At 53.2% G+C, this 19,070-nt stretch carries 18 protein-coding genes; 7 read left to right on the top strand and 11 right to left on the bottom strand.

Going from position 1 to position 19,070, the window contains the following annotated elements; genetic code table 11:
* Positions 1–7 precede the first annotated feature (7 nt).
* From dtd to typA, 4 genes are all read right to left on the bottom strand, one after another.
* Positions 8–442 carry a D-aminoacyl-tRNA deacylase gene (gene dtd / locus HP564_RS15925; RefSeq protein WP_371244683.1) on the bottom strand — a complete coding sequence of 145 codons (435 nt, stop codon included), beginning with the start codon at positions 440–442 and terminating at the stop codon, positions 8–10.
* Positions 439–1,308 (bottom strand): virulence factor BrkB family protein, encoded by an 870-nt coding sequence (locus HP564_RS15920; protein ID WP_371244979.1) that lies wholly within the window; start codon positions 1,306–1,308, stop codon positions 439–441. Before HP564_RS15920 ends, dtd begins: the two co-directional genes overlap by 4 nt.
* Positions 1,309–1,311: 3 nt before the next feature.
* Complete coding sequence (yihX, locus tag HP564_RS15915) at positions 1,312–1,908, bottom strand: glucose-1-phosphatase (RefSeq protein ID WP_371244681.1); 597 nt, start codon at positions 1,906–1,908, stop codon at positions 1,312–1,314.
* Positions 1,909–2,118: 210 nt separating this feature from the next.
* The gene (typA, locus tag HP564_RS15910; protein WP_371244679.1) at positions 2,119–3,939 is read right to left on the bottom strand and encodes a ribosome-dependent GTPase TypA; all 1,821 of its coding nucleotides are present in this window, start codon (positions 3,937–3,939) and stop codon (positions 2,119–2,121) included.
* A 435-nt stretch (positions 3,940–4,374) separates the two neighbouring features.
* Between typA and glnA the strand changes: the two genes are divergently transcribed.
* The 4 genes from glnA to HP564_RS15890 all read left to right on the top strand — a co-directional run bounded on the left by glnA (position 4,375) and on the right by HP564_RS15890 (position 8,710).
* Entirely contained in the window at positions 4,375–5,784 is a 1,410-nt protein-coding gene (gene glnA / locus HP564_RS15905) for a glutamate--ammonia ligase (RefSeq protein WP_371244677.1), read from the top strand.
* A gap of 221 nt (positions 5,785–6,005) precedes the next feature.
* Positions 6,006–7,055: a nitrogen regulation protein NR(II) gene (glnL, locus tag HP564_RS15900; protein ID WP_371244675.1), complete on the top strand. Its 1,050-nt coding sequence runs from the start codon at positions 6,006–6,008 to the stop codon at positions 7,053–7,055.
* A gap of 7 nt (positions 7,056–7,062) precedes the next feature.
* The gene (glnG, locus tag HP564_RS15895) at positions 7,063–8,472 is read left to right on the top strand and encodes a nitrogen regulation protein NR(I) (protein WP_371244673.1); all 1,410 of its coding nucleotides are present in this window, start codon (positions 7,063–7,065) and stop codon (positions 8,470–8,472) included.
* 112 nt (positions 8,473–8,584) lie between these two features.
* On the top strand, positions 8,585–8,710 hold the full coding sequence (locus HP564_RS15890) for a YshB family small membrane protein (RefSeq protein WP_371244671.1): 126 nt from the start codon (positions 8,585–8,587) through the stop codon (positions 8,708–8,710).
* Between the two features lie 28 nt (positions 8,711–8,738).
* Here the strand turns inward: HP564_RS15890 and hemN are convergent, their stop codons facing one another.
* From hemN to HP564_RS15875, 3 genes are all read right to left on the bottom strand, one after another.
* Complete coding sequence (gene hemN, locus HP564_RS15885) at positions 8,739–10,112, bottom strand: oxygen-independent coproporphyrinogen III oxidase (RefSeq protein WP_371244669.1); 1,374 nt, start codon at positions 10,110–10,112, stop codon at positions 8,739–8,741.
* A gap of 229 nt (positions 10,113–10,341) precedes the next feature.
* Positions 10,342–10,860 carry a Der GTPase-activating protein YihI gene (gene yihI / locus HP564_RS15880; RefSeq protein WP_371244667.1) on the bottom strand — a complete coding sequence of 173 codons (519 nt, stop codon included), beginning with the start codon at positions 10,858–10,860 and terminating at the stop codon, positions 10,342–10,344.
* A gap of 536 nt (positions 10,861–11,396) precedes the next feature.
* Entirely contained in the window at positions 11,397–11,534 is a 138-nt protein-coding gene (locus HP564_RS15875) for a hypothetical protein (protein ID WP_371244665.1), read from the bottom strand.
* Here HP564_RS15875 and yihA point away from each other — a divergent pair.
* Entirely contained in the window at positions 11,505–12,137 is a 633-nt protein-coding gene (gene yihA, locus HP564_RS15870; protein ID WP_371244663.1) for a ribosome biogenesis GTP-binding protein YihA/YsxC, read from the top strand. The two genes, HP564_RS15875 and yihA, sit on opposite strands and share 30 nt — an antisense overlap.
* 403 nt (positions 12,138–12,540) lie before the next feature.
* Here the strand turns inward: yihA and polA are convergent, their stop codons facing one another.
* From polA to HP564_RS15850, 4 genes are all read right to left on the bottom strand, one after another.
* Positions 12,541–15,327: a DNA polymerase I gene (gene polA, locus HP564_RS15865; protein WP_371244661.1), complete on the bottom strand. Its 2,787-nt coding sequence runs from the start codon at positions 15,325–15,327 to the stop codon at positions 12,541–12,543.
* A gap of 376 nt (positions 15,328–15,703) precedes the next feature.
* On the bottom strand, positions 15,704–16,333 hold the full coding sequence (dsbA, locus tag HP564_RS15860; RefSeq protein WP_371244659.1) for a thiol:disulfide interchange protein DsbA: 630 nt from the start codon (positions 16,331–16,333) through the stop codon (positions 15,704–15,706).
* A gap of 27 nt (positions 16,334–16,360) precedes the next feature.
* Positions 16,361–17,344 (bottom strand): serine/threonine protein kinase, encoded by a 984-nt coding sequence (locus tag HP564_RS15855; RefSeq protein WP_371244657.1) that lies wholly within the window; start codon positions 17,342–17,344, stop codon positions 16,361–16,363.
* A 45-nt stretch (positions 17,345–17,389) separates the two neighbouring features.
* Positions 17,390–17,665, bottom strand: a complete 276-nt coding sequence (locus HP564_RS15850) for a YihD family protein (protein ID WP_371244655.1) — start codon at positions 17,663–17,665, stop codon at positions 17,390–17,392.
* A gap of 52 nt (positions 17,666–17,717) precedes the next feature.
* Between HP564_RS15850 and mobA the strand changes: the two genes are divergently transcribed.
* Positions 17,718–18,284, top strand: coding sequence for a molybdenum cofactor guanylyltransferase MobA (gene mobA, locus HP564_RS15845; RefSeq protein ID WP_371244653.1), 567 nt, complete (start codon positions 17,718–17,720; stop codon positions 18,282–18,284).
* Positions 18,262–18,813: a molybdopterin-guanine dinucleotide biosynthesis protein MobB gene (gene mobB, locus HP564_RS15840; protein ID WP_371244651.1), complete on the top strand. Its 552-nt coding sequence runs from the start codon at positions 18,262–18,264 to the stop codon at positions 18,811–18,813. The genes mobA and mobB overlap by 23 nt, the downstream gene beginning before the upstream one ends.
* The last annotated feature ends 257 nt before the right edge of the window (positions 18,814–19,070 follow it).

Here is a 19,070-nt window from a genome sequence, read left to right as displayed (position 1 = left end):
GCCAGCCTCAAACCTGCAACCAGAAGGTAACAGGACCATCATTCACCAGTGCAACCTGCATGTCGGCGGCAAAACGGCCGTTGGCGGTGGTCACGCTCTGACGACAGCAGCGGCTGAAGTACTCATACAGCCGATTCGCCTCATCGGGCGCGGCCCCGCCGGAAAATGACGGACGCATCCCTTTTTGCGTATCTGCCGCCAGCGTAAACTGGGACACCACCAGCACGCTGCCTCCGGCCTGCTGGACGTTGAGATTCATCTTGCCCTGCTCATCGCTGAAAATACGGTAGCCCAGCACCTTCTCCGCCAGCCGCTCGGCACGCTTCTCGTCGTCGCCTTTTTCTACGCCTAACAGCACCAGCAGGCCAGGCCCAATTTCGCCGACCACTGCGCCATCCACGCTGACGCTGGCACTGAGTACTCGTTGAATCAACGCAATCATGCAACCTCTCGTTCTTTTTTATTTTCCTGCTGTTTTAGCTGGCGGTAGTCATCCAGCGTCACGGTAATTTCCGCGCCTAACAGCACAATACACCAGGTCCAGTAGACCCAGAGAAACAGAATCGGGATCACTGCCAGTACGCCATAAATCAGCTGGTAAGAGGGAAACATCGTTACATACAGGGCAAACCCTTTTTTACCCAGCTCAAACAGCGCGCCCGCCACCAGCGCCCCGATAAGCGCATCGCGCGCGGGTACGCTGCGCGTTGGCACAATACTGTACAGCAGCCAGAAAGCGAGCCACGAAAGCAGCAGCGGGAATATTCGCAGCATCTGATCAATCAGGCCATAAACGCCGCTGTCGCTAATCCAGCGCAGCGATAGCAGGTAAGAGCTAATTGCCAGGCTGGCGCCTGCCAGCAGCGGTCCCAGCGTCAGGATCATCCAGTAGACGGCAAAAGAGTAAACCAGCGGCCGCTTCTTATGACTGCGCCAGATAGTATTCAGTGAGGTGTCGACCGAGTGCATCAGCAGTAGCGCGGTGATGATCAGCCCGATCGCACCCAGTGCGGTCATACGATGGACGTTAGCCACAAACTGATCGAGATAGCGCTCAACCACATTGCCTGTTGCCGGCACAAAATTCGTAAAGATGAAGTTTTTCAGCTGTACGCTGACTTCAGCAAATACGGGAAACGCCGAAAACAGGGCAAAGACCACAGCAATCAGCGGCACCAGCGCCAGCAGTGACACATAGGCCAGGTTACCGGCCTGTGTGGTCATGTTATCTTCGTCAATGCGTTTCCACAGCAGTTTCAGCCACAGCCAGAGGGCGTGGCAGGTTGAATAAACAGAATGTGATGTCATCATCTAACGGTGGCTTGCCAGCCAGTTTGGTACGGTTTTATGGTCGACAACCAGAACACTTTTGATCCCTGACGCTTCAGCCGCAGCGATGTTATCGGCATTGTCATCAAAGAAAATCGCCTGATCGGCACGATAGCCTTCCTGCTGCAGCACATGCTCAAAGATACGTGCTTCCGGCTTACGCATTCCCAGCTCCTGGGACAAATAGACAGCGTCTGCCGCCGCTCGCACTTCCGGATACTGCGTCGGCCAGAACTCCGTATGCAGCTTGTTAGTGTTGGAGAGGATGACGACGCGATGCCCGTCACTCCGCAGCTGGTTCATCAACGCCAGCGTATCACTACGTGCGCCCATAAACACCGCCTGCCAGCCCGCCACAAACTGCTGGTAGCTCAGGGCGATATCCAGCTGCTCACACAGCTCAGCCGCAAAATGCTCATCGCTGATCTCGCCGCGCTCGTGCTGTTCAAAGGCCTCACCCATCTGAAAACGGCTTTGCAGTAGCGCCAGAGGGACGCGGCCGAGGTCACTCCAGACGCCCAGTACACGGTTAAAATCAATATCAACAATCACATTGCCTAAATCAAAAATGTACAACATGTCGTTACTCCTCGGGTTCCCTGGATCCTTCACTCTAGCGGCAAAAACAGGGGCTGAACAGGTAACAGGCAGGAGAAAAACAGGTTATGAAGGCTGACGCATGCTGGCTTGCGACATTACGGCAGCGGACGGGACGATAAACAGAGGGCGGAAAGATAACAGCGATAAAAAAAGCCCCGATAAACGGGGCTTTTTCATAACATGAACGTCTTACTCTTTTGGACCGCGTGATGCGCGTTTGCGCTCGTTCTCGGTCAGGTGACGTTTACGAATACGGACAGACTGCGGCGTTACTTCAACCAGTTCGTCGTCATCGATGAATTCGATGGCCTGCTCAAGGGTCATCTTCACCGGCGGAACGAGCGTTGTGGCTTCATCTGTACCCGAAGCACGCATGTTGGTCAGCTTCTTACCGGTCAGACAGTTAACGGTCAGGTCGTTAGAGCGGCTGTGAATACCGATGATCTGGCCTTCATAGACTTCTGCACCGTGACCCAGGAACAGCTTGCCGCGATCCTGCAGACCGAACAGGGCGAAAGCAACGGCTTTACCCTGACCGTTAGAGATCAGCACGCCGTTCTGGCGCTGGCCCACTTCACCCGGACGAATGTCGTCGTAGTGGCTGAAGGTGGAGTACAGCAGACCGGTACCGGAAGTCATGGTCATGAATTCGTTACGGAAGCCGATCAGACCACGGCTTGGAATCACGTAGTCAAGACGCACACGGCCTTTACCATCGGGATCCATGTTTTTCAGATCGCCTTTACGCTCGCCCATGGCTTGCATTACTGCGCCCTGGTTGTTCTCTTCGATATCCAGCGTAACGTTCTCGAACGGCTCTTGTTTACGGCCATCGATCTCACGGAAGATAACTTTCGGACGCGATACAGCCAGTTCGAAGCCTTCGCGACGCATGTTTTCGATCAGCACCGACAGGTGCAGTTCACCACGGCCAGATACGCGGAACGCGTCGGCATCTTCCGTTTCTTCAACGCGCAGTGCAACGTTGTGCACCAGCTCTTTGTTCAGGCGCTCAAGGATCTGACGCGAGGTCACATACTTGCCTTCCTGACCGCAGAACGGTGAGGTGTTAACGTTGAAGAACATGGTTACCGTCGGCTCATCAACGCTCAGCGCAGGCAGCGCCTGTACGTTTTGCGGATCGCAGATGGTATCAGAGATGTTCAGCTCGCCCAGACCGGTAATCGCAACGATGTCGCCAGCTTCAGCCAGGTCGGTGTCGATACGTTCCAGACCCAGGTGGCCCAGCACTTTACCGACTTTACCGTTGCGGGTTTTACCTTCACTGTCGATGATGGTGACCTGCTGGTTCGGCTTAACTTTACCGCGCTTGATGCGGCCGATGCCGATAACGCCCAGGTAGTTGTTGTAATCCAGCTGCGAGATCTGCATCTGCAGCGGCGCTTCAACTTCAACCTGCGGCGGAGAAACGTGGTCAACAATCGCCTGATACAGCGGGGTCATATCTTCAGCCATGTCGGTGTGATCCAGACCGGCGATGCCCTGCAGTGCAGATGCGTAAATGATTGGGAAGTCGAGCTGCTCGTCAGTCGCATCCAGGTTAACGAACAGGTCAAATACCTGGTCAACAACCCAGTCAGGACGTGCGCCCGGACGGTCAATCTTGTTGATAACAACAATAGGTTTCAAACCGTGGGCAAATGCCTTTTTGGTCACGAAGCGGGTTTGCGGCATAGGGCCATCCATCGCATCGACAACCAACAGCACCGAATCCACCATGGACATGACGCGCTCTACCTCACCGCCGAAGTCGGCGTGTCCTGGGGTATCAACGATGTTGATACGGTAGTCATTCCATTTGATAGCGGTGTTTTTCGCGAGGATAGTAATTCCACGCTCTTTCTCCAGGTCATTGGAGTCCATCACACGTTCAGTCGCTTCGGTACGCGCGTCAAAGGTACCGGACTGTTGCAGCAGCTTATCAACCAGGGTGGTCTTACCATGGTCGACGTGCGCGATGATGGCGATATTACGCAAGTTTTCGATCACAACTTTGCCTCAGGCATTAGAAATAGCGCGCTATTGTACACGGATTAAGCGGGATACTGAACACGATCACACTTTTCACTTGAAGTTTATTGCAGTGGCGGAAATTTGCGCTGGATACGGTGCAAGGAATGCACTAAGTTGAGCGAATGCACCATAATGGTGCCATGAAAGGCGTAAAAAGCACTATTCTGGTGCACGCTGTCCAGCCTGGTGCAGCTTTGCGGCGTTAAAAAGGTGCGCATGGGCGTGATTTAGCGCTGCTGAAAAAAGTTGGCACAGAATTCGCTTTATTCCTGTTAAGCGAAAACAGCAGTTGCACAACGGTTGCAGAGCTTGCCGAGATCGGTTGGTTGGGGATGGCGGTCAGACACATTACATTCCAGACGACGCAGCCTCTCACCACGATGACAATGACCATTTCCAGGAGAGTTGAGTATGTCCGCTGAACACGTTCTCTCGATGATGAACGAGCACGAAGTTAAGTTTGTTGACCTGCGTTTTACCGATACCAAAGGTAAAGAACAGCACGTTACTATCCCTGCTCACCAGGTTAACGCTGACTTCTTCGAAGAAGGCAAAATGTTTGATGGCTCCTCTATCGGCGGCTGGAAAGGCATTAACGAATCAGACATGGTGCTGATGCCGGACGCAACCACTGCGGTTCTGGACCCGTTCTTCGAAGACCCGACGCTGATCATTCGTTGTGACATCCTTGAGCCAGGCACCATGCAGGGCTACGATCGCGATCCGCGCTCCATCGCCAAACGTGCTGAAGAGTATCTGCGCTCTTCCGGCATCGCTGACACCGTGCTGTTTGGACCGGAACCTGAATTCTTCCTGTTTGACGACATCCGCTTTGGTTCTTCAACCTCTGGCTCACACGTTGCTATCGACGATATCGAAGCCGCCTGGAACACAGGTAAAGAGTACGAAGGCGGCAACAAAGGTCACCGTCCTGGTCTGAAAGGCGGTTACTTCCCGGTTCCACCAGTCGACTCCTCTCAGGACATCCGTTCTGCTATGTGTCTGACTATGGAGCAGATGGGCCTGGTCGTTGAAGCGCATCACCACGAAGTGGCAACTGCAGGTCAGAACGAAGTGGCAACCCGCTTCAATACCATGACCAAAAAAGCTGACGAAATTCAGATCTACAAATATGTCGTGCATAACGTCGCGCATGCCTACGGCAAAACAGCAACCTTTATGCCGAAGCCGATGTTTGGCGACAACGGTTCTGGCATGCACTGCCACATGTCACTGTCTAAAGGTGGCGTGAACCTGTTCGCAGGCGACAAGTACGGCGGCCTGTCTGAAACTGCCCTGTTCTACATCGGCGGTATCATCAAGCACGCTAAAGCGATTAACGCCCTGGCGAACCCGACCACCAACTCTTACAAGCGTCTGGTTCCTGGCTACGAAGCACCGGTAATGCTGGCTTACTCTGCCCGTAACCGCTCTGCCTCAATCCGTATCCCGGTGGTGGCCAGCCCGAAAGCGCGCCGTATCGAAGCGCGCTTCCCGGATCCAGCTGCAAACCCATACCTGGCCTTCACCGCACTGCTGATGGCGGGTCTGGACGGCGTGATCAACAAGATCCATCCGGGCGATGCAATGGACAAAAACCTGTACGATCTGCCGCCGGAAGAAGAAGCGGAGATTCCAAAAGTTGCAGGTTCACTGGAAGAAGCGCTCAACGCACTGAACGAAGATCGCGAGTTCCTGACCCGTGGCGGCGTATTCACTGATGATGCTATCGATGCCTATATCGAACTGCGTAAAGTTGAAAATGACCGCATTCGCATGACGCCGCATCCGGTTGAGTTCGAACTGTACTACAGCGTTTAATCGTAAGTCTGCTCAGGGCGCGTTGCCGCGACAGGCGGCAACCGGAGAGGCCGGAAGCTGCTGAAGCAGCGGCGACGCGCAAGAAGCAGAAGATTTTTTGTTGCCGTGGAAACTTTAGCCCATCTCCGGATGGGCTTTTTTCGCCGCGAAATCATCGTTCAGCCGCCTGAAAACCGGCGCGGAAGAGTATAATGCACTAAAACAGTGCAGAGGAACGCTGTATGGCAACTGGCTCCCTGCCCGATGCGGGGCAAATTCTCAACTCCCTGATTAACAGTATCCTGCTGGTGGATAACGATCTGGTTATTCACTATGCCAATCCTGCGGCACAGCAATTACTGGCGCAAAGCTCACGCAAGCTGTTCGGCACGCCGCTTCCCGATCTGACCGGCTATTTTTCGCTGAATATCGACGTGATGCGCGAGAGTCTTGAGGCTGGCCAGGGGTTTACCGACAGCGAGGTCACGCTTGTAGTAGATGGCCGTGCCCACGTCATGGCACTCACAGCGCAGCGTCTGCTCGACACGTTTATCCTGCTGGAGATGGCCCCCATGGATAATCAACGTCGCCTGAGTCAGGAGCAGCTACAGCATGCCCAGCAGGTCGCGGCGCGCGATCTGGTGCGCGGACTTGCTCATGAGATTAAAAATCCGCTGGGTGGACTGCGTGGCGCAGCACAGTTGTTGTCACGTGCGCTGCCCGATCCCTCGCTGAACGAATACACCAAAGTCATTATTGAGCAGGCAGACCGCCTGCGTAATCTGGTAGATCGTCTGCTTGGTCCACAACAGCCGGGTATGCATATTACCCAAAGCATTCATCAGGTCGCAGAGCGCGTGGTGAATCTGGTGTCGATGGAATTACCCGATAACGTCAGGCTGGTGCGTGATTACGATCCCAGCCTGCCAGAACTGCCGCATGACCCTGACCAGATTGAACAGGTGCTGCTTAATGTGGTTCGCAATGCGCTACAGGCGCTGGGCAACGACGGCGGCACCATTATTTTGCGCACCCGCACCGCCTTTCAGCTTACGCTGCACGGTACACGCTACCGTCTGGTGGCGCGCATCGATGTGGAAGATGACGGTCCGGGCATTCCTGCTCAGCTGCAGGATACCCTGTTCTATCCGATGGTGAGCGGACGCGAAGGCGGCACCGGTCTGGGTCTCTCTATCGCCCGTAGCCTGATTGATCAACATTCAGGAAAAATTGAATTTAACAGTTGGCCTGGACACACCGAGTTTTCGGTTTATCTGCCTATTCGCCAGTGAGGTTTCTATGCAACGAGGGATAGTCTGGATCGTCGATGACGATAGCTCCATCCGCTGGGTGCTTGAACGCGCGCTCACTGGAGCCGGTTTAAGCTGCGCCACGTTCGACAGCGCTAACGAGGTGCTGGATGCACTCTCCACCAAAACCCCAGACGTTTTATTGTCAGATATTCGCATGCCCGGTATGGATGGACTGGCGCTGCTGAAACAGATCAAACAGCGGCATCCGATGCTGCCGGTCATCATTATGACGGCGCACTCCGATCTGGATGCGGCGGTCAGCGCTTACCAGCAAGGGGCCTTTGACTATTTGCCCAAGCCTTTTGATATCGACGAAGCGGTGGCACTGGTCGATCGCGCCATCAGCCACTATCAGGAGCAGCAGCAGCCGCGTAATCAGCCAGTAAGCGGTCCAACCACCGATATCATCGGCGAAGCGCCAGCGATGCAGGATGTCTTCCGGATTATCGGTCGTTTGTCGCGCTCCTCAATCAGTGTGCTGATTAACGGCGAATCGGGAACGGGGAAAGAGCTGGTCGCACACGCGCTGCATCGCCATAGCCCACGCGCCAAAGCGCCGTTTATCGCGCTCAACATGGCCGCTATCCCGAAAGATTTGATCGAGTCAGAGCTGTTTGGCCATGAAAAAGGCGCGTTTACCGGGGCGAATCAGATTCGCCAGGGGCGCTTTGAGCAGGCTGACGGTGGCACGCTATTTCTGGATGAGATTGGTGATATGCCGCTTGATGTGCAGACCCGTTTGCTGCGCGTGCTGGCAGATGGCCAGTTTTATCGCGTCGGCGGCTATGCACCGGTAAAAGTCGACGTGCGTATTATCGCGGCCACGCACCAGAACCTGGAGCTACGGGTACAGGAAGGCAAGTTCCGTGAGGATCTGTTCCATCGTCTTAACGTGATACGCGTTCATCTGCCGCCGCTGCGCGAGCGCCGTGAAGATATTCCACGGCTGGCACGCTATTTCCTACAGGTCGCCGCGCGTGAGCTGGGCGTTGAGGCCAAGATTCTTCATCCGGAAACGGAGGCCGCGCTGACGCGTCTGCACTGGTCAGGCAACGTGCGTCAGCTGGAGAATACCTGCCGCTGGCTGACGGTGATGGCAGCCGGCCAGGAAGTCCTGATTCAGGATCTGCCTCCCGAGCTGTTTGAGTCCAGCACGCCGGAAAATCCGGTGCAGTCGCTGCCGGACAGCTGGGCAACGCTACTGGCGCAGTGGGCTGACCGCGCGCTGCGTTCCGGTCATCAAAACCTGTTGTCCGAAGCGCAGCCGGAAATGGAGCGGACGCTGCTGACGACAGCCCTGCGCCATACGCAGGGACACAAGCAGGAAGCAGCAAGGCTTCTCGGCTGGGGACGCAACACCCTGACGCGGAAACTGAAAGAGCTGGGAATGGAGTAATCCCCCACGCCAGGTCTCAAAAAGGTGATTTTTTGTTCTGCCTGGTGGGTGTTCCCGCTTTACACACCGAAGCCGTTCAGTATCATACGAGCGGCTATCGGGAGATGAAGCAATGATCGAATCCTTCTTTCACATGATGTCGCACAGCCTTGGCGCAATTGGCAGTCTCGCAGGGCATTCGCCGCAGACGGCTTTTGCCGCCGTGCTGTGCGCCATCATGGTTAATCTGTTTAACTGAGAAAACGGGAGCTTATGCTCCCGTTTTTTTATATCACCCGCGAAAACTGCTGCTGTCGCGCCTTGTGCCGTAAATAAACATCGAAGCACATGCAGACGTTGCGTATCAATAAACGGCCGGTGCCGGTCACCTGTAGCCCGCCAGTGTGCCGCTCCACCAGCCCATCGTTAATGAGCGGCTGCAACAGCGCTAAATCCTCCGCAAAGTAATCTTCCACGCGAATGGCGTACTGCGACTCAATAGCGTCAAAATCCAGCGCGAAGTTGCAGATAAGCGTTTTGATCACATCACGGCGCAGACAGTCATCTTCGGTCAGCACAACGCCGCGCCACAGGGCCTCACCGCGCGTTGCTACAGCGTCGTACCAGCGGTTGAGATCTTTCTCATTCTGCGCGTAACTGTCGCCGATCATGCTAATGGCGGAAACGCCTAATCCCAGAAGATCGCTGTCGCCCTGCGTGGTGTAGCCCTGGAAATTACGATGTAGCAGCCCGGCGCGCTGCGCCTGCGCCAGCTCATCCTGCGGCTTCGCAAAGTGATCCATGCCGATAAAATCGTAACCGTGCTGCGTCAGCGTTGCGATAGTCTGCTGCAGGATCTCCAGCTTCTGCTGCGCCGACGGTAATTCCTCTTCTTTAATTTTGCGCTGTGCCGCAAATAACGCGGGCAGATGCGCATAGTTGAATACGCTCATGCGATCGGGATTAAGTGCCATAACGCGCTGTAGCGTATAGGCGAAACTCTCTGGCGTTTGCAGCGGCAGGCCATAAATCAGATCGATGCTGGTGGAATGGAAACCCTGCTCACGTGCGCGCGCCATCAGTGCAAAAATCGCCTCTTCGTCCTGTACGCGATTCACGCGCGCCTGCACCGCTTTATTGAAATCCTGTATCCCCATGCTCAGGCGGTTAAAGCCAAGCTGACGCAGATGGGTAAGAGTATCGGGCTCAATTTCGCGCGGATCGACCTCAATTGACATCTCCAGATCATCCGCCAGGCTAAAGTTTTCCCGCAGCAGTGCCACCAGCCGGGAAAGCTGATCCCGATTAAGGAAAGTCGGCGTACCCCCTCCCCAGTGCAGCTGTGTCACGCGACGATCGCCGAACAGCGGCGCGCGCTGGCGAATCTCCTGCGCCAGCGCTTCCAGATAGCGATCAGCTTTGTGCAGCTGGCGCGTGACCACTTTGTTGCAGCCGCAGAAGTAACAGAGCTTATGGCAAAAAGGGATATGAACGTAGAGTGAGAGCGGACGCTCAGGATAACGGGCGACGGCGTGCTGAAAGTCGGCTTCACCATAGCGGTCGCTAAACTCAAGGGCGGTAGGATAAGAGGTATAGCGCGGACCGGCATAATTGTACTTTTCAATAAGCCGCTGATCCCAGGAGACAGGTTGCAAAGACATGCTTACTCCTTCCGGTGACGTCTGAGAGAAGGTCGCGATGCAGAAGAGAAGAGAGATGAGCGGGGCTGAACCCGACGTAAACGTGACTTCAGACGCGACAGGCGTCGTAGTTTAGCCAATAACAGAATGAGATAACATGTCAGCAGCAGCGCTAAAATTGATCCAGGCCAAAACATAATGATTTACCTGTCTGGCACGGCATGCGCATCAGCGCATGCCGATCAACGACTCAGTTTCCTTTCAGCAGGCGGTACATATCCTCTTCTGCCTGCTCATCTTCCGCTTCATCATCCATATTAATGCCAAGCTGCTCCATGAGCTCGTCGATGCGGTCCAGCGTTTCATCCAGCCAGGCCTGATCTTCTGACGACAGCGTGTCACCGTTTTCCATACGATCCAGCAACGTATCCAGACGCTCACTGTTTTCCAGCTGCGCCAGCTCCTCTTCCGGGCTAAGACGCACTTTTGTCGCCGCTGGCTTCGCTACTTTTTTTACTGGTGCACTCACCGTTGTACCATCCGCCACCAGCGACACGGGTTTCTTGCTGCCGATACGCGGATCTTTGGGTTTATTGCTCTGGGTCGCTTTGCCGCTGCTTACGTCAGGGTTAGCGCGGCTGCCCGAGGCATTACCGCGATGTTTTTTGTCGCGCTTGCGATCGCGCGCGGCCTGGTTGAGTTCTTCGCGCGATTTACGTTTAGTTTTGCTTGCCGGTTTGCCGTGCGTGCCGCGTACAGGTTGCTTCATGATGTTCGGTCTCGCTGTTTTTTTAATCAGTATATACCCGTCTCTCTTCACGCAGCTTTTTTGTCGGCAGTGCGCACCAGAAAGTACGTCTCTTCTTCTCAAGCTCGTCTGGTAACGGAGGGTACAGAATTGCGGCGAAATCTAGCAGAAAGCAGACAAAGAAAAAAGGCGACAGCTTGCGCTGTCGCCTTATTTCGCACCTTCCGCGGAAGGAATTATGTTTTTAGTCCGTTTTAGCTCGCAACATCCCGGTCAATCCCGCGCCTGCTCAACTCCTGAGCGAATCCCTGTCCCTGTGTGGTCAACTCTCCCTGACCATTTCCATTCCTCTGCTCCCGGTCTTCCCGACGCTCCTGAGCACATCATCCTGATGGGTGCTGCCGTGCACTGCCCAATAATGTAGACCAACCGGTAAAAGCTACAACCCAACTGTTGCCTGATTTGCCCATTTAATCAGCGATACAAGTTCAACTTTTTGATTTTTATTTATTTATTTTTTTTAATTTTTCACCAAAAAGCGTTAAAGCTGGCAGAGTTTATAGCCAATATCTTACAAATGATTGCCTGGTGACGTCATCGGGCACTTTTGCGCCATAAAGCGTATAATCAGCGCCAATGCCCGTATTCGTTCCTGGAGTTAAATTTTGTCTGCACTGAATTACCACGTTACCCATTTTATTCTTAGCGCCCCGGATATCCGTCATCTGCCTGCTGATACCGGCATAGAGGTTGCATTTGCCGGACGTTCAAACGCAGGCAAATCCAGCGCGCTCAATACGCTGACTAATCAGAAAAGCCTGGCACGTACCAGTAAAACGCCAGGACGTACTCAGCTGATTAACCTGTTTGAAGTGGCTGAAGGTAAACGTCTGGTCGATTTACCAGGTTACGGTTATGCAGAAGTGCCGGAAGAGATGAAGCGTAAATGGCAGCGCGCGCTCGGCGAATATCTGCAAAAACGTGAAGCGTTAAAAGGGCTGGTTGTATTGATGGATATTCGCCATCCGCTTAAAGATCTCGATCAGCAGATGATTCAATGGGCGGTGGAAAGCCAGATCCCGGTGCTGGTTCTGTTGACCAAAGCGGACAAGCTCGCTTCAGGTGCGCGCAAAGCACAGCTCAACATGGTGCGCGAAGCGTCGTTGGCCTTTATGGGCGATGTGCAGGTAGAGATATTTTCATCTCTGAAAAAGATGGGCGTCGATAAACTGCGCCAGAAGCTGGATACCTGGTTCAACGAATTAGCACCAGCCGAAGCGAATCCGGCTGAAGAATGAGATCTGGCCTGATCTGCTCGCTGTTTCTGGCAACAATCCAATAAAAAACGCCCCAGTCATAAATGACTGGGGCGGCTAATATTCAGCCAAATCCGATTACGTGAAGTAAAAGGTCTGAAAGATAGAACATCTTACCTCTGTACCCTACGCCCCGAACTTTACCTGATTTTTTCTGACGCACAAAGGGTTTTTTGAAGGTAATTTTCAGCAAATGCCCTGATTTTTAATGCGTTCATCACAAAAATCACATCTGCCTGTAGTTTAATTACCAAAAAAATGCTTAACCGATAAGTAGTTAGAAAGGGGGAAAATCCCGCTTCTGGCTGAATCGGTTAAACAGACCTTTTTCTTATGCGCAGAGCAGACCGATGAGACGATGCCTCATCGATCTGCGCCCTGTTAATCAGTGTGCCTGATCCCAGTTGTCACCAACGCCGACTTCCACCTGAAGCGGCACATCCAGTTTCATGCTACCTTCCATCAACGCACGGATCTGCTGGCTGGCTGACTCGACGGCATCTTCACGTACCTCAAATACCAGTTCATCATGCACCTGCATAATCATTCGCACGGCATCATCATTTTGCTGTTGTAGCCAGCCGTCTACAGCAATCATGGCTCGCTTGATAATGTCCGCTGCAGTGCCCTGCATAGGTGCGTTGATTGCGGCGCGCTCGGCCGCTTTACGGCGCATAGCGTTGCTGGATTTGATATCTGGTAGCCACAGGCGGCGCCCGTCGAGTGTTTCGACGTAGCCTTTGCTGGCCGCCAGCTGACGCGTATTTTCCATATAGCGCAGTACGCCGGGGTAGCGTTCAAAATAGAGATCCATATATTTCTTCGCTTCACCCGCGCCGATATTCAGCTGGCGCGACAGGCCAAAAGCGCTCATGCCGTAAATCAGGCCGAAGTTAATTGCTTTCGCGCTGCGACGCTGTTCGCCGCTGACTTTGTCCAGCGTTACGCCAAACACTTCTGCGGCGGTGGCGCGGTGGATATCTTCGCCGTGGGCGAAAGCGTCCAGTAACCCTTTATCCTGCGACAGGTGCGCCATAATGCGCAGCTCAATCTGCGAGTAGTCCGCTGCCACAATGCGGTTGCCTTTGCCGGCGATAAAAGCCTGACGAATACGACGACCTTCATCATTGCGAACCGGGATGTTTTGCAGGTTAGGATCGGTGGATGAAAGGCGACCAGTGGCGGTAACCGCCTGGTGATAAGAGGTATGCACGCGACCGGTCAGCGGGTTAATCATCTGCGGTAGTTTGTCGGTATAGGTGGATTTCAGCTTCGACAGACCGCGATGTTCAAGAATGACTTTGGGCAGAGGATAATCGAGTGCCAGCTCCGCCAATACCTCTTCGCTGGTCGACGGCGCTCCGCCTGGCGTTTTCTTCGTCGGCTTGATGCCCTGCTTTTCAAACAGAATAGTCTGCAGCTGTTTAGTGGAGGAGAGATTAAACGGCTCGCCAGCCAGTTCATGTGCCTTCTGCTCCAGCTCCGCCAGCCTCAGCGTCAGCTCTTGCGAATGCTGCGCCAGGATGTTCTGGTCAATCAGTACCCCGTTACGTTCAATGCGTGAAATAACCGTCAGCAGAGGCACTTCAATCTCTTCGAAAACCTTTTTCGGTCCGGCTTCCTGCGCCAGTTCTGCCCACATTTTCAGGTGCAGCTGAAGAGTGACATCGGCGTCTTCTGCCGCATAGTGTGCTGCCTGCTCGAGCGCAATTTGATTGAAGGTCAGCTGGTTTTTCCCTTTGCCTGCAATCTCCTCAAACGTTACTGTTTTATGGTTCAGCCAGCGTGCAGAGAGGCTGTCCATATCGTGTTTACCCGCCACGCTGTTGAGGATGTAGGACTCCAGCATGGTATCGAACTTAATGCCGCCCAGCTCAATATCGTAGTTTTTCAATACGCCACGATCGTACTTAAGATTCTGCCCCACCTTGAACGCGTTATTATCTTCCAGAATCGGCTTGAGCTGTGCCAGGACCTCGCGGCGATCCAGCTGGTCAGGCGCATCCAGATAATCGTGTCCCACTGGCAGATAGGCAGCCTCGCCTGGGGCGACGGCCAGCGCAATGCCAACGATATTGGCGCTCAGCGTATCAAGCGAGTCCGTTTCGAGATCAAAGGCGAAAAGCTCGCTCTTTTTCAGTTTCGCCAGCCACACGTCAAAAGTGGCCTGGTCAAGAATAGTAATGTAACCGTCCGAAGCGAGCACGCTGGTTGCTTCGGGCTTAACAGCAGGCTCATCAGGTAGCGCCTGCTGTGCTTTAACATTGCTTTTTTTGCCCTGAAGCCACTTGCCTTCCTGCACATCTGACAGCCAGCGTTTAAATTCATAACGGCTAAACAGCGCCTGCAGTGCAGCAACATCGGGCTCTGCAACCGTCAGCTCGCTGCAGGTAAGCTCAAGTTCAACGTCGGTTTTAATGGTAGCCAGCTGGTAAGAGAGAAAGGCCAGCTCGCGGTTCTGTTCCAGCTTCGCTGCCATTGTCTTTGCGCCGCGGAAAGAGAGATCGGCCACCTTATCCAGATTGTCATAGATCGACTGCATGCCGCCCAGCCCCTGCAACAATGCCAGCGCGGTTTTTTCCCCCACGCCGGGTACGCCAGGAATGTTATCTGAGCTGTCACCCATCATCGCCAGAAAATCGATGATCAATGCAGGCGGTACGCCATACTTTTGCTCGACTTCTTCAGGCCCAAGAATGTTATTGGTCATGGTATTGATGAGGGTGATATTTGGCGTAACCAGCTGCGCCATATCTTTATCGCCGGTGCTGATGAGCACGGCGCGGCCCTCTTTTTCTGCCTGTAGCGCCAGGGTGCCAATTACGTCATCCGCCTCAACGCCGCTTACCGCCAGCAGCGGAAGCCCCATTGCTTTAACCATTTCATGTAATGGTGCTGTCTGTGCGCGTAGATCGTCTGGCATTGGCGGACGATGAGACTTGTAATGCTCAAATAACTCATCCCTGAAGGTCTTGCCTTTGGCGTCAAATACCACGGCAACGTGGCTCGGGTTGTATTGTGTCAGAAGACTTTTCAACATGTTGAGCACACCATACATTGCGCCAGTGGGCTCGCCTGCGCTATTGGTCAGCGGCGGAAACGCATGATAAGCACGGTACAGGTAGGATGAGCCATCAACCAAAATCAGGGGGTTTTCTGCAATTTGCGCCATAAGTCTGTGTAATCTTCGTTGCCATGGATTGAACTATAAGGATGCCACAGCTTGAGCAGAATGTTGAACGAAGGGCGTGAGCAGCAGGCCTTTTTCATGATTTGCGGACGCGGATCGCAAGGATCCTTCTGTGGATAACTTTGTGCGCAAAAATCATAACGCGTTAAACCTGACGTTATCAAACGCCAGAAATAAATATTAAAAACATAAATTTCAATTACTTAATTTATTGCCGTGACCTGTTGAGCCTTTCTACACAGGCAGTGGCTTATGTGGATATTAAATCGGAAAGGATGCAAATGGGCTATAGGGCTAAATAATTTTGGCTAAAAAAAACGCCGACACTGTCGACGTTTTCTCAGGGAAAGGCGCATTGTTATTTCTGGTTGACCAGAAACTTCACAACATTAGCGTATTCAGCGACAAAGTTGTCCATGGAACTGGTATCCAGCCCACCATTGTTAATCATATATTTACCGTTAACAAACATGGCCGGTACGCCACGAAGGTCAACATCTGACGCAGCTTTTTCCTGCTGAGCAACCAGTGCTTTTACCGCAAAGCTGTTCCACGCAGCGTCATATTCCTGTGAAGAGATGCCCGCCGCATTGATAAACGCTGACTTCAGGCTATTGGCATCGGTAATCGTCTGTGTTTTCTGAATGCCATCAAACAGAGGTGCAGTGACTTTATCCTCAACACCCAGCGCCATCGCAACGGCCCAGGCATGAGTCACAACCGGACCGAAATCACCGCCCAGAAAATCAACGTGATATTTTGTGATTTTGGTATCAGCAGGCAGGTTCTTTTTCACTGCGTCGCCAATATGGTAAATGCGCTCGAACTGATAGCAGTGCGGGCAGAAGAAGGAGAAAAACTCCAGCACCTGCGGTTCACCAGCAACCGGTTTCTGCAGACTGACATATTGCTGACCATCGGTAAACTGGGCGGCAGAGGCACTGAACGCGAGCACTAAACCAACCAGTGCAAACCAAATTTTTTTCATTGTGAAAAATTCTCCTGACTTCTCTATTTAAAATTGCGGGGTGAGCTGTAGCGGTGGTTCCTGCAACAGCTTCTCCTGCTCGGTAAATTGCGAAATCTGTCTGCGCCAGAAATCCTCATCGGTCATCCAGGGAAACGCACGAGGGAAAGCCGGATCCTGCCAGCGGCGCGCAACCCAGGCCAGATAATAAACCATGCGCATGGCGCGTAAAGGCTCAATCAGTGACAATTCATTGCTATCGAACTCGCTGAACTCGCTGTAAGCCTCCAGCAGAATATCCCACTGGATCCGTTGTTCCTGACGATCGCCATTGATCAGCATCCAGAGATCCTGCACCGCTGGCCCGGTACGGGCATCATCCAAATCGACGAAAAGCGGTCCGTCACGCCAGAGGATATTGCCCGGATGACAGTCTCCATGCAAACGCAGCGGCTGCCAGTTGTGATGCCAGTACTGCGCTAACGTGCTGCCGAGTTTATCAATCGCCTGTAAAAGAGCGGGTTTAAGCGAGGCGGGGACGATTGCGTTGGTGGCTAACTCAGCGCGCGGCTGATGGAGATATTCATCCAGGCCCATTGCAGGACGATGCTGGAAGCTCTGCTTACGGCCGGTCTGATGAATGCGCCCGAGAAAGCGGCCCACCCACTCCAGGTGCTCATCATTGTCAGTTTCATACTGACGTCCACCCAGGCTGGGGAACACGGTAAAAAAGAATCCGTTGTGGGCATGCAGCGTGTTCCCCTGTAAAACGAGAGGGGCAGCCACTGGCACTTCATCGGACTGCAAATCGAGCGTGAACTGATGTTCTTCCTCTATTTGCGCCGCGCTCCAGCGCTGTGGCCGATAAAACTTCACCACATAGCGCTGTCGATCTTCATCACTAAACTGATAAACGCGATTTTCATAGCTGTTAAGCGCGGTTAAGCCAGACTCAACCCTAAGCCCTGTTGCCCACAGCGCATCGAGGATGGCATCGGGTTCAAGCGTCTGGAAGTTAAAAGCGGCATCCATTGAATTACCTGTGACTGTCTTTACAAGGAGCCGGCAAGCATAGCACTAGTTATCGTCCTTAATCACACCGCGTGCACGCAGCAGCGCAGTTTTAAAATCCGTTTCATAATCCTTCTGGTGCCCCGGTATTTCTGCAAACTTGTCGGCATCACGCATTTTCAAATGATAAATCAATACGTCATCAGTTAATTCACTTAATGGGCCACTGAAACCAGACTCCTGCGCCAGTTTTTGTAAAAATTGCATCAGGTTAAGATCGGGTTCCTGTTGCCAGGCTGGCTTTAGCAGTTCAAGCAGCTCATTCAGGCGATGGTATTTCATGAGTTGTTCCTCATAACGTGTTTGTTATAGACCTTAAAACAGGAGTATCCGCATGACAGTATTAACCGGCATTATTCTGGCCGGCGGACAGGGACGTCGCATGGGCGGTCAGGATAAAGGTCTGCTGCTGTTTGATGGCATCCCGCTTTATCAGCATGTTCTTCAACGGCTCAGGCCGCAAGTTAACATTGTCATGATAAGCGCTAACCGTAACCTTGATCGTTATCAGTCGAGCGGGCTCACGGTGCTCCCGGATACGCTACCAGGCTATCCCGGTCCGCTGGCAGGCATGTTGAGTGGACTGCTTGCCGCTGAGACTGAATGGGTTGCATTCTGTTCCTGTGATACGCCGTTTATCCCTGTGGACTATGTACAGCAGCTGTGGCGGCACAAAGAGGAAGCATTAAGCGTCTGGGCGCGTTCTTCTGAACGTGATCATCCTGCGCTGGCACTACTGCACCGTAGTCTGGCCCAGCCACTGGCTGACTATTTGCAGCGTGGCGAACGGCGTCTGATGCAGTTTTTACGTGATCAAGGTGGACATGCAGTGACAATGACTCAGGATGAAGTGGCGTTCCGCAATATTAATACCCCTGATGAACTGGCTGGAGGCTTTTGAAATGGCGCTGCCTTTACTGGCTATTGCTGGCTGGAGCGGTACGGGAAAAACGACGTTGCTGAAAAAGCTTATTGTTGTTTTGAAAGCGCGTGGTATCAGACCCGGGCTGATTAAACACACGCATCACGACATGGATATTGATACGCCAGGCAAAGACAGTTACGAATTGCGTAAAGCAGGGGCTGATCAGGTCATGGTATTTAACCAGCAAAGATGGGCATTGATTACTGAGTTAGCGGAATTGCCTGTTCCCGATCTGCAAACCCTGGCCAGCCGCATGGATACCCGCACGCTCGACATTGTTTTAGTTGAAGGGTTTAAACACGAGCCCGTGGCTAAAATTATTTTGTGGCGAAATAACCCACATAAAGATTTAGCTTCACTGCTGGATAAACACGTGATTGCCGTTGCCAGTGATGAAAAGCTGGAGCTCTCTTGCCCACTGCTGGATTTAAATGATCCTGAGCAGATCGCTGCGTTTATTTCTGACTGGATGAACAGCATGGCATCCGGCGCGAACGGCCGGTAGGTAACAAAGAGAACATCGTTTGTTGCCATGAAATCAGGCCTGATCAGCCTGATTTGAACCTCTCATTTCATTCCGGACGGCACTGACATAAACGAGAACGTAGAGCAGACTTTATTCAGCAATCTTTTACCGGAGGCAAAACGCAAAAAGCCCTGACCGTGAGGTCAGGGCTGTCGCGTATGGATGCCTGGCAGTTCCCTACTCTCGCATGGGGAGGCCCCACACTACCATCGGCGCTACGGCGTTTCACTTCTGAG

Source organism: Pantoea sp. KPR_PJ, from assembly GCF_041386365.1.
In the GTDB taxonomy this organism is placed as follows: Bacteria; Pseudomonadota; Gammaproteobacteria; order Enterobacterales; family Enterobacteriaceae; genus Pantoea.
Note: the sequence above shows the minus strand (reverse complement) of the source record. Positions and strands in the feature narration are given on the sequence as shown.

Excerpts from the sequence above, each read along its gene's own strand:
- dtd (WP_371244683.1), bottom strand. The coding sequence starts at position 442 with ATGATTGCGTTGATTCAACGAGTACTCAGTGCCAGCGTCAGCGTGGAT.
- HP564_RS15850 (WP_371244655.1), bottom strand. The coding sequence starts at position 17,665 with ATGAAATACCATCGCCTGAATGAGCTGCTTGAACTGCTAAAGCCAGCC.
- hemN (WP_371244669.1), bottom strand. The coding sequence starts at position 10,112 with ATGTCTTTGCAACCTGTCTCCTGGGATCAGCGGCTTATTGAAAAGTAC.
- yihI (WP_371244667.1), bottom strand. The coding sequence starts at position 10,860 with ATGAAGCAACCTGTACGCGGCACGCACGGCAAACCGGCAAGCAAAACT.
- HP564_RS15875 (WP_371244665.1), bottom strand. The coding sequence starts at position 11,534 with ATGGGTAACGTGGTAATTCAGTGCAGACAAAATTTAACTCCAGGAACG.
- dsbA (WP_371244659.1), bottom strand. The coding sequence starts at position 16,333 with ATGAAAAAAATTTGGTTTGCACTGGTTGGTTTAGTGCTCGCGTTCAGT.
- glnL (WP_371244675.1), top strand. The coding sequence starts at position 6,006 with ATGGCAACTGGCTCCCTGCCCGATGCGGGGCAAATTCTCAACTCCCTG.
- glnG (WP_371244673.1), top strand. The coding sequence starts at position 7,063 with ATGCAACGAGGGATAGTCTGGATCGTCGATGACGATAGCTCCATCCGC.
- yihX (WP_371244681.1), bottom strand. The coding sequence starts at position 1,908 with ATGTTGTACATTTTTGATTTAGGCAATGTGATTGTTGATATTGATTTT.
- HP564_RS15920 (WP_371244979.1), bottom strand. The coding sequence starts at position 1,308 with ATGACATCACATTCTGTTTATTCAACCTGCCACGCCCTCTGGCTGTGG.
- glnA (WP_371244677.1), top strand. The coding sequence starts at position 4,375 with ATGTCCGCTGAACACGTTCTCTCGATGATGAACGAGCACGAAGTTAAG.
- polA (WP_371244661.1), bottom strand. The coding sequence starts at position 15,327 with ATGGCGCAAATTGCAGAAAACCCCCTGATTTTGGTTGATGGCTCATCC.
- mobB (WP_371244651.1), top strand. The coding sequence starts at position 18,262 with ATGAACTGGCTGGAGGCTTTTGAAATGGCGCTGCCTTTACTGGCTATT.
- HP564_RS15855 (WP_371244657.1), bottom strand. The coding sequence starts at position 17,344 with ATGGATGCCGCTTTTAACTTCCAGACGCTTGAACCCGATGCCATCCTC.
- mobA (WP_371244653.1), top strand. The coding sequence starts at position 17,718 with ATGACAGTATTAACCGGCATTATTCTGGCCGGCGGACAGGGACGTCGC.
- HP564_RS15890 (WP_371244671.1), top strand. The coding sequence starts at position 8,585 with ATGATCGAATCCTTCTTTCACATGATGTCGCACAGCCTTGGCGCAATT.